The sequence below is a fragment of the bacterium genome, from assembly GCA_035380285.1.
GTDB lineage: Bacteria > Auribacterota > Erginobacteria > Erginobacterales > DAOSXE01 > DAOSXE01.
Genome location: DAOSXE010000052.1, coordinates 1 through 9,419, shown reverse-complemented (window position 1 = coordinate 9,419; position 9,419 = coordinate 1). Strand labels below are relative to the sequence as shown.

The window sequence follows — 9,419 nt, the reverse complement described above, 5'->3', positions numbered from 1 at the left end:
AGTTCGAGGATGCTGGTGAAGAGTTCGAGGTTGCGGTAGATGTTGTCCGAGTCCGAAGCCCAGGAAGCGAGCGGTTCCTCCGCCCGGACCGACCCGGACGCCAGGAGCATGGCGACCGCCAGCGCCAGGTAAAGGCCCGTTCTCACGATATTTCTCCTTCCATGTTTTTCGCGGTCAACGGTGGGAACGAAAATAGTCGATGGTGATCTTCAGCCCTTCCTCCAGGGGAACGGCGGGTTGCCAGCCCAGAATGCTCTCGGCCCGGTCGATGTTGGGCTGGCGGATCTTGGGATCGTCGACCGGCAGGGGTTTGCGGGCTATCCGGCTGGAACTGCCCGTCAGCTTCAGGACCAGGCGGGCGAATTCCAGCACCGTCATCTCCCGGGGGTTGCCGATGTTGACCGGGTCGTGTTCGGCGGAAAGCGACAGGCGGTAGATGCCTTCGAGCAGATCGGCGACGTAGCAGAAACTCCGGGTCTGCGAACCGTCCCCGAAAACGGTGAGGGGTTCGCCGTCCAGGGCCTGGCAGATGAAGGCGGGAACGACGCGGCCGTCGCGCGCCCGCATCCGGGGACCGTAGGTGTTGAAGATCCTGACGATCTTGGTGTCGACGCCGTGGAAACGGTGGTAGGCCATGGTCAGGGCCTCGGCGAAACGCTTGGCCTCGTCGTAGACGCCCCGGGGCCCGATGGGGTTGACGTTTCCCCAGTAATCCTCGGTCTGGGGATGGATGAGGGGGTCGCCGTAAACCTCGGAAGTGGAAGCCAGCAGGAAGACGGATTTTTTGGCCTTGGCCAAACCCAGCGCCTTATGCGTCCCCAGGGAGCCGACTTTCAGGGTCTGGATGGGAAACTCCAGGTAATCGATGGGGCTGGCGGGGGAGGCGAAGTGGAAGATGTAGTCGAGGGGGCCCTCCAGGTAAAGATACTCGGTCACGTCCTGCTTGATGAACTTGAAGTCCGGGTTCCCGGCCAGGTGCTCGATGTTGCGGATCGAGCCCGTGATCAGGTTGTCCATGCAGACCACCCGCAACCCCTTCTCCAGGAGAAGGTCGCACAAGTGCGAGCCCAAAAAACCGGCTCCGCCGGTGACCAAAGCCCGTTTTTGCGTGCTCATCGCCGTATCACCCTTCCTTCGGTCCGAAGCCGAACCCGTTGTTCCCGGAAATAAAAAGTATACTCCAAACGGGGTTCGAGCCAACCAAGATTATCCCGCCTCCACGGCAAAAAGCCCGGGGCCGGAAAATCCGGCCCCGGGCCGACGAGAGCGGGCGAAAGCGCTTAGAGGCGGCCGCCCATGAGCAGGGACATGATCGCCTTGTGCGCGTGCAGGCGGTTTTCGGCCTCGTCGATGATGACCGACTGGGGACCGTCGATGACGTCGTCCATCACTTCCTGGCCGCGGTCGGCGGGAAGGCAGTGCATATAGACGCCGTTCTTGTCGATCAGGTCCATCTGCTTGCGGGTCGTGCACCAGCCGGTGTTGGCGGCGTTGACTTCTTCGGCCTTTTCCAGGTCGTTTTCCTGGACGATCTCGCCCTTGTCGTTGGTGTACTTGAAGCAGTACGTCGATCCCCACGATTTGGGATAAACGACGTGCGCCCCCTCGAACCCTTTGTCGAAGTCGTTGACGATCTTGAACGATCCGTTGGTCTCGTCCGAGAACCGCTCCGTGGCCGCGATCACTTCGGGGTCGAGCTCGAAACCCTTGGGGTGGGCGAGGGTGACGTTGGCTCCCATTTTGGCGAAGGCCAGGATCACCGACTGCGGGACGGCGCGGGGCTTTTCGATCGAGCCCGAGTAGGCCCAGGACATGGTCACGTTCAGACCCTTGAAGGATCCGAATTTCTCCTTGGCGGTGATCAGGTCGGCCAGAGCCTGGCAGGGGTGGTACTTGTCGCACTCCATGTTGATGATCGGGATCTGGGCGAACTGGGCGAACTCCTTCATGGTGGCGTTGGCGAAGCCGTAGATCCAATAGGCGGGAGGACCGTACATCCGGATGGCGATGGCGTCGCCGACCCGGTCGAGCATGCGGGCGACGTCGGCCACGCGTTCGGTCTTGTAGGGGATATCGTATCCGGCGCGGGCCGGGGTGTAGGTCTTGCCCGGTTCCAGCTCGATGTAGTGGCCGCCCAACTGCTGAATTCCGGCGGCGAAGGTGGAGCGGGTCCGAAGGGACTGGTTGAAGAACATGCTGAATAGCGTCTGCCCCTTGAGCATGTCCGACTGGTCCTGGCGCAGAGCGAAGCCGCGCTTGAGGTCGAGCGCGACGTCGATCAGGGTCTCCCAATCCTCTTTGCTGAAGTCGAGTTCCGCGTCGATCCAGTCGCGGCCCAGGAACTTGTTGGTGTTCATGGTTCCTCCTCGGTCTTTCGCGCGCACTGCGCGCCCGTTATATGAATGCCGGCGCCGGGGCGCGTTGGGCGTCCGGGCGTCATGGGCCCTTTTCCCCGGCGAACCGGGAAAAAATAAAAGCCAAGGTTAGTCCAGGGCCCCGGGCGAGTCAACCTCAAAGCAAGGCGCCCCGGGATAAAATCCCGGGGCGCCCGCGAGGTCGGATTCGGCGGCGGAGACTAGAATTTGCCCATGATCTCCCAACGGGCGAAGAACCCGTCGTCGTCCCCGGAGTAGAAATTGCCGGGGATGAAGTATTCGCCGAGAACGTGGGCGCTGAGCCAGTCGTTGAAGACGTAGGAAACCTTGACCTGAGGGTTCTGGCCTCTTTCCTTCCCGTCTCCGAACACGGGCCCGTCCACTTCTTCGTTGGCGCGCAGATACTGGTAGGCCAGCATGACCTTAAGCTTCTGGACCGGTTCCAGGTCCAGGATCGCCTGGTAGATCTGCATGTTGCTCCAGTAGGCGATGTCCTTTTCCGGCAGGAGCGAATAGACGTAGAGTTCGCTCCATTTCGGCCAGCGCGCCAGGATGGGATCCCAGCCTTCGTGGTTGCTGGTGTCGGGGTCGTCCCCGGAGAGATAGACCGCTCCCAGGGTCAGCGAGGCCGGCACGTCGGGGATGTCGTAGGTGACGTGGGCGTAGCCGCCGTAGGCCTGCTGGGGATCCTGGCCGTAGCTGCCCAGCTGGCCGGTGGCCTCCGCCCCGTACTTGAACCCTTCGGCCAGGGGACCGGAGAAGCGCGCCCCGAAGACGCTGATCTGGTTCTGGGGGAAGATGTCGGGGGAGACGTCGCTGACCTGCCCGTACTTGAAGAGGTAATAGGCCTCGATCTTCTGGTTGACGAGCAGGGCCTCGTCGGTGATGTAAACCCCGAAAAGCCCGATCTCCTGGCTGTCCAGGCGCCCGGGGGGGTCGACCGGCGCCAGGGGATCTTCGTTCTTGTTGATGGCGAACCACTGTTTCCCGGTGTTGTAGAAGGCCAGCAGGTCGACGTCGGTTCCTTCCCTCACGCCGATCCGGAGTTTTCCCCCGTCGCTGAAGATGGTCCGGGACCCGTCCAGGGTGGTGCCGTCGAGGATGAGGAACCCTTCCCCGTAGACGAGGTCCTGCCGCCCGACGGTCAGACTCATGTTCAGGTCGGGAGCGGTCAAGGCCAGATAGGCGTTGTCGAGAATGATCTCGTCCCGGAGCGGATGCACGTTGTTCGAGGGCTTGATGTACCCCCGCCACTCGTTGGTGAAGCGGGCGTACGCCTTCAGGGTTTCTCCGGGCAGCGCCTGAAAATACAGGCGGCTGCGGACCCGGAAAAAGTTCTGCTGGTCGGCTTTGTTGTCCGAGTTCCAGGTGATGATGTTGTTGAAACCCACCTGCCGGACCCGGACGTCGCCGCCCATGCTGAACCAATCGGACTTGACGACGTACTCGTCAAGCGCGCCGGCGACGGCCCGGCCCGAGAGCGCCAAGGCTCCCAGAATCAGGGCTGCGGTTGCTGTTTTTTTCATCTTCCTCCCTCCTTGCGGGTTATGGCCGGTAAAGGTCGCTCTCCTCCAGCAGAGCGAAGCCTTCCGCCTCGAGCGCGCGCGCGGTCTGTCCCGGGGTGGCGACCTGGAAAACGAAAATCGCCTCCTCTCCCCCGCGGACCACGAAACCGTACGCGTCCTCGAGATTTATCTTCAAGCGGCGAAGGGCCCGGACCACTTCCAGAAGGCCCCCGGGGCAATCCCTGACCCTGACCGCCACGACATTTTTCAAGGCGGCGACGACCCCCCCCGCGGCCAGGGCTTCACGGGCCCGGACCGGATCGTCCACCAGGAGTTTGAGCACGCCGAAATCGCCGTTGTCGCCGATGGTGATGGCGCGGATGTTGACGGCGGCGCCGGCCAGGAGTTCGGTAACCCGCTCGAGTTTACCGGGCCGGTTTTCCATGAAGACCGAGACTTCCTGCGGCATCCGTTTCCTCCTATAAACATCGGTTGTCGATGACCCGTTTGGCTTTCCCGATCACGGGGGGCAGCGTCCCGGGTTCGAGCAGATCCGCTTCGACGTTGACCATGACTTCCTCCCGGAGCGCGTGTTGAAGCCGGTGCCGGAGCGCGCGCAGTTCGCTCAGATCGCCGTGAAAGGCTTCGGCGCAGATCTCCACCCTGACCTTGATCCGGTCCAGGTTGTCCTCCCGGGAAAGAACGATCTCGTAGTTGTTCCCCACCTCCGGAGCTTCCATGAGGATATGCTCGATCTGGCTGGGAAAGACGTTGACGCCGCGGATGATGAGCATGTCGTCGGTGCGTCCGGTGATCCGCGAAAGCCGCCGGAACCCCCGTCCGCAGGGGCACCCGGTCTCCTCGAAGAGCGCGGCCAGGTCCCGCGTCCGGTACCGGATGAGGGGCATCGCCGTCCGGTTGAGGTTGGTCAGGACCACTTCCCCGATTTCTCCGAAGGGAACCGGTTCGAGGGTTTCGGGGTTGACGACTTCGACCAGGAAATTGTCTTCCCAGACATGCATGCCCGGACTGCGGCGGCATTCGAAGGCCACGCCGGGGCCGTTCAGCTCGGAGAGACCGTAACAGTTGAAGGCGGTCACCCCGTAAGCCTCCTCCAGCTTGTCCCGGGTCGACTCCGAGTAGGGTTCCCCTCCGAAGATCAGGACGCGGAGATCGAAACCGTCCGGGGATAGACCGGCGTCGCGGATGACGTCGATGACGTGGAGGGCGTAGCTGGGGGTGATGTGGATGACCGTGGTGCCGAAATCCCGGAAGAACTGGAGCTGGCGGTGGGTGTTTCCGCCCCCGATGGGGATGGTCATCATCCCCAGGCGCTCGGCCCCGTAGTGAAGCCCGAGACCGCCGGTGAAAAGCCCGTAGGTCATCATGTTCTGGAAGACGTCGGATTCCGTGCATCCGGCCATGACCAGCCCGCGGGTGACGAGGTCGGTCCAGGCGTCGAGATCTTCGCGGGTGTGGTAGATCACCGTCGCCTGGCCGGTGGTTCCCGAGGAGGCGTGCATTCTCACCACCTTGTCCCGGGGACACGCCAGCATTCCCGCGGGGTAACCGTCGCGGAGATCCTGCTTGGTGGTGAAAGGAAGACGACGCACGTCTTCCAGGCCTCGGATATCGTCCGCCTTCACTCCGGCGTCGGCGAAAGCCCGGGAGTAGAACGGCGACCGGGCGGCGGTTTCGACCGACCGCTTCAGCCGCTCCAATTGGAGACGGCCGAGGCGGGCCCGGTCCATGGACTCGATTTCGGGGCTCCAGAACATCGCGTTCCCCTTTCCCCGTCAGCCCCGGCTCTTGCCGTGGAAACAATGATCGAGATGCGTGCGGTTGGGGGGCGCCGTCACCAGGGAAACCAGGATCGTGACCAGGATGGAAAGCGGAAGGGCGATAAAGAGCGGGTCGACCTGGTCCCAGAGGATGAACCCGGTGCTGGCCCCGTCCAGGACCGAACTCTTGCCCAGGATCGCCTCGGCCAGGGGGGCGGGCATCTTCATCTTCATCTTGAGGACGAAACCGAGCCAGAAGGCGCTGGCCAGGAACCCCACCAGCATCCCCGAAATCGCGCCGGCCCGGGTGATCCGCCGGGTGAAGAGACCGCCGAAGTACATGGGCAGGAAGGTGGAGGCGCAGAGCCCGAAGAAGATGGCGGTGCCGCGGGCGATGATCGACATCCCCTGGCCGCCGTAGGTCTTCTGCAGCCAGTACCCCAGGAAGACGCTGAAAACGATCCCGACCAGGATCCCCACCCGGGTGACCCCGATCGAACTGGGGGTGTGCCGGCCTCCGCGCAGGCCCTTCTCGTAGAAATCGCGGCCGATGGAGGTCCCCATGGCGTGAAACTGGGAACTGATGGTGGACATGGCCGCCGCCAGGAGGGTGAGGAGGAAGAGAACTCCGAACCAGCGGGGCATGGCGTGGAGGACGTAGCTGGGGATGATCTTGGAGACGTCCATGCCGGCTGCCACCAGCGAGATCGCCCCCTTCTTGGTGACGGCTACTTCGATCCCCTTTCCCGGATCGGCCGCCGGGGCCAGCTCCTTGAGGACGGGCGGGGCCGTCTTGACCAGGGGCTGGCCGTCTTCACCGACGGTGGTCGTGGTCACCACGGCGAAGTCGAGGTCGTCGACGTTGTCGGCGAAGTAGACGTTGGAGACGGAACCGACGACGAAGGCCACGCCGGTCATGAGCAGGATGAAGACGCCGCCGATCAGGACCGCCCGGTTCAGTTCCCGCTTGCTCTTGACGGTCATGTAGCGGACCGCCAGCTGGGGCATGGCCAGAACGCCGATCCCCACCCCCATGATGATGGTGGAGACCAGCATCCACCAGACCGGGCTCCCGAAAGCGGGCATGGAGGCCCAGCCCTGATGGCCGCCCGCGGCCAGCGGGGGAGGAACCATGTCTTTCATGGCCCCCAGGGCCTGGTGGGCGGAGACAACGCCGCCGAGCTTGTCGTAGGTGAAGTAGATGAGGAAGATCATGCCCACCAGCATGATCGACCCCTGGAAGGCGTCGGTGTACATGACGCCCTTGAGGCCGCCCATGATCACGTAGACGGCGACGATGGTGGAAAAACCGAAGAGCGCCAGTTCGTAGTTGATCCCGAACTTGGCCGAAAGGAACTGGGCCGCGCCGATGAGGACGGCCGCGGTGTAGAGGGGCATGAAGAGGAAGATCACCAGACCGGAAAAACCCTGGATGAACCGCGACTGGAACCGCCGGGCCATCAGTTCCGGAAAGGTATGGGCGTCGAGATGGTACCCCATTTCCCGGGTGCGGCCGCCGAAGAAGACGAAGGCGATGAAGATGCCGGCGAAGATGTTGAGGAAGGTCAGCCACAGCAGCCCCATGCCGAAGACGCCGGCGGCGCCCCCGAAGCCGACGATGGCCGAGGTGCTGATGAAGGTGGCGCCGTAGCTCATGGCCATGACGTAGGGATGGATCCGGCGTCCGCCGACCATGTAGTCCAGGGCGTTCTTGGTCCCCCGGTAACCCTTCCACCCCAGCCAGGCGATGACGGCCAGGTAGATCAATACGATGGCGTAGGTTTGCATGCTCTTACCTCCCTGTAAGACCCCGGACTCCGGCTCCGGGTCGCGGTTTGTGGGTTTCGATGCCGGAGCCCGCTCTCATGACGGCTCCGGCCCGGGGCGCCTCCCCGGACTCCGCTTCCGGCCGACTCCGGCGAAGCAGCGCGCCAGGTGCGCGGCCGGGGGCGGGCTGGTGGCCAGGGAGACCCCGACCGTCACCAGCAGCGAAAGCGGCAGCGCTACGCAGATGGGATCCACCTGATCCCAGACGATGAAGCCCGTCCGAACCCCTTCGACCAGGGAATCCCGCCCGAAGAGCTCCCGGCACAGAAGCAGCGCCGACGATTCCTTGAGATGCATGAACAACAGCCAGAAGAGGGCCGAGCCGAGACCGGAGAGCATCCCCGCGATCGCGCCGGAGCGGGTGATCCGCCGGGTGAGGAGCCCTCCCGCGTACATGGGCAGGAAGGCGGCGGCGCAGATCCCGAAGAAGATGGCCGTCCCGCGGGCGATGATGGCCGTCCCCGTTCCCCCGAAACGGCGTTCCAGCCAGTACCCCAGAAAGACGCTGAAGACGATCCCCGCCAAAATGCCCAGGCGCGTGACGGCGATGCTTCCGGCCCCGCGCCCCCGGCGCAGGCTTTTCTCGAAGAAATCCCGCCCGATCGAGGTTCCCACCGCGTGAAACTGGGAACTGATGGTCGACATCGCCGCCGAGATCAGGGTCAGGAGAAAAAGGACCCCGAACCAGCCCGGCAGGGCCTGGCTGATGAAGAGGGGGATGATTTCGTCCACGTCCCCGGCGGCGGCCTGAATCGAGGCCCTTCCCGCCTGCCGGAAGAAATAAACGTTGGTCAGGGCCCCGACCACGTACACCACTCCCACCACCACCAGGATGAAAATCCCCCCGATAAGAATCGCCCGGTTGAGTTCCCGGCGGCTGCGGACGGTCATGAACCTGACCGCCAGCTGGGGCTGGGCGAGGACTCCGATCCCCACCCCCATGATCAGGGTGGAGACCATCACCCACCAGAACCGGGAGCCGAAGAGGGGAAAGGAAGCCCAGCCCTGTTGGCCGGTGCCGGGAAAAACTTCGCGGGCCAGCGGGGCCAGGTCGGCCAGGGCCCGGTGGGAGGCGGTCACCCCTCCCAGCATCCGGTAGGTGAAGAAGAGGAGGAAGAGCATCCCCACCAGCATGATCGAGCCCTGGAAGGCGTCGGTATACATCACCCCCTTGAGGCCGCCCATGATCACGTAGACCGCGATCAGGGTGGAGAACCCGAAAAGAGCGACCTGATAATCCAGGCCGAAGCTGGTGGCTATGAACTTGGCGGCCCCGATGATCACCACCGAGGTGTACAGGGGCATGAAGAGAAATATCACCACCCCGGAAAAACCCTGGATGAAGCGGGAATCGAAGCGGTTGCCCATCAGCTCGGGAAAGGTATGGGCTTCGAGGTTGTACCCCATGCGGCGGGTCCGGTCGCCGAAGAGGATGAAGGCGAGGAAGATGCCCACGAAGATATTGGCGAAAACCAGCCAGAGGAGCCCCATCCCGAAGACGGCGGCGGCGCCGCCGAAGCCGATGATGGCGGAGGTGCTGATGAAGGTGGCGCCGTAGCTCATGGCCATGATGTAGGGGTGGACGCCGCGGCCGGCCACCAAGTAGTCGAGCGCGGTACGGGTCCCCCGGTAGCCCCGCCAACCCAGCCAGGCGGTAATGAAAAGATAGAGAACGACGACCGTATAGGTCCACATGACCGTCAACCTCCGGCGGGAACGCCGAAGAAGGAATCACAACTCCTCCTCGATCTCCTTTTCTTCCTTGACCCATTCCCGGACTTCGGGCTCCTCGTCCGGAGTTTCGGTTTTCGCGCCCCGGTTCCAGGCCGCGATCCCGTACCCGACGCAGAGCAGCGCGGCCAGGATCGAAAGCAGGTAAGCCAACCAAATCGACGGAGCTTCCAGACCCAGCATAGTCAGTACCTCCCTTG

The 9,419-nt window shown here is 63.5% G+C and carries 8 protein-coding genes; all 8 read right to left on the bottom strand.

Annotation, left to right across the window (positions count from 1 at the left end; genetic code table 11):
- Positions 1-174 precede the first annotated feature (174 nt).
- Entirely contained in the window at positions 175-1,116 is a 942-nt protein-coding gene (locus PLZ73_12215) for an SDR family oxidoreductase (GenBank protein ID HOO78637.1), read from the bottom strand.
- A gap of 164 nt (positions 1,117-1,280) precedes the next feature.
- On the bottom strand, positions 1,281-2,357 hold the full coding sequence (locus tag PLZ73_12210) for an ornithine carbamoyltransferase (GenBank protein HOO78636.1): 1,077 nt from the start codon (positions 2,355-2,357) through the stop codon (positions 1,281-1,283).
- A 218-nt stretch (positions 2,358-2,575) separates the two neighbouring features.
- Positions 2,576-3,901, bottom strand: a complete 1,326-nt coding sequence (locus PLZ73_12205; protein ID HOO78635.1) for an alginate export family protein — start codon at positions 3,899-3,901, stop codon at positions 2,576-2,578.
- A 19-nt stretch (positions 3,902-3,920) separates the two neighbouring features.
- Positions 3,921-4,349 (bottom strand): hypothetical protein, encoded by a 429-nt coding sequence (locus tag PLZ73_12200; GenBank protein HOO78634.1) that lies wholly within the window; start codon positions 4,347-4,349, stop codon positions 3,921-3,923.
- A 10-nt stretch (positions 4,350-4,359) separates the two neighbouring features.
- A complete protein-coding gene (locus PLZ73_12195) occupies positions 4,360-5,658 on the bottom strand; it encodes a phenylacetate--CoA ligase (GenBank protein ID HOO78633.1) in 1,299 nt (432 codons plus the stop codon).
- A gap of 18 nt (positions 5,659-5,676) precedes the next feature.
- The gene (locus PLZ73_12190) at positions 5,677-7,449 is read right to left on the bottom strand and encodes a sodium:solute symporter family protein (protein HOO78632.1); all 1,773 of its coding nucleotides are present in this window, start codon (positions 7,447-7,449) and stop codon (positions 5,677-5,679) included.
- Between the two features lie 75 nt (positions 7,450-7,524).
- Positions 7,525-9,183 (bottom strand): sodium:solute symporter family protein, encoded by a 1,659-nt coding sequence (locus PLZ73_12185; protein ID HOO78631.1) that lies wholly within the window; start codon positions 9,181-9,183, stop codon positions 7,525-7,527.
- Positions 9,184-9,219: 36 nt separating this feature from the next.
- A partial coding sequence (locus tag PLZ73_12180) for a hypothetical protein (GenBank protein HOO78630.1) occupies positions 9,220-9,419 on the bottom strand: 200 nt, incomplete at its 5' end.

Excerpts from the sequence above, each read along its gene's own strand:
- PLZ73_12185 (HOO78631.1), bottom strand. The coding sequence starts at position 9,183 with ATGTGGACCTATACGGTCGTCGTTCTCTATCTTTTCATTACCGCCTGG.
- PLZ73_12205 (HOO78635.1), bottom strand. The coding sequence starts at position 3,901 with ATGAAAAAAACAGCAACCGCAGCCCTGATTCTGGGAGCCTTGGCGCTC.
- PLZ73_12215 (HOO78637.1), bottom strand. The coding sequence starts at position 1,116 with ATGAGCACGCAAAAACGGGCTTTGGTCACCGGCGGAGCCGGTTTTTTG.
- PLZ73_12200 (HOO78634.1), bottom strand. The coding sequence starts at position 4,349 with ATGCCGCAGGAAGTCTCGGTCTTCATGGAAAACCGGCCCGGTAAACTC.
- PLZ73_12210 (HOO78636.1), bottom strand. The coding sequence starts at position 2,357 with ATGAACACCAACAAGTTCCTGGGCCGCGACTGGATCGACGCGGAACTC.
- PLZ73_12190 (HOO78632.1), bottom strand. The coding sequence starts at position 7,449 with ATGCAAACCTACGCCATCGTATTGATCTACCTGGCCGTCATCGCCTGG.
- PLZ73_12195 (HOO78633.1), bottom strand. The coding sequence starts at position 5,658 with ATGTTCTGGAGCCCCGAAATCGAGTCCATGGACCGGGCCCGCCTCGGC.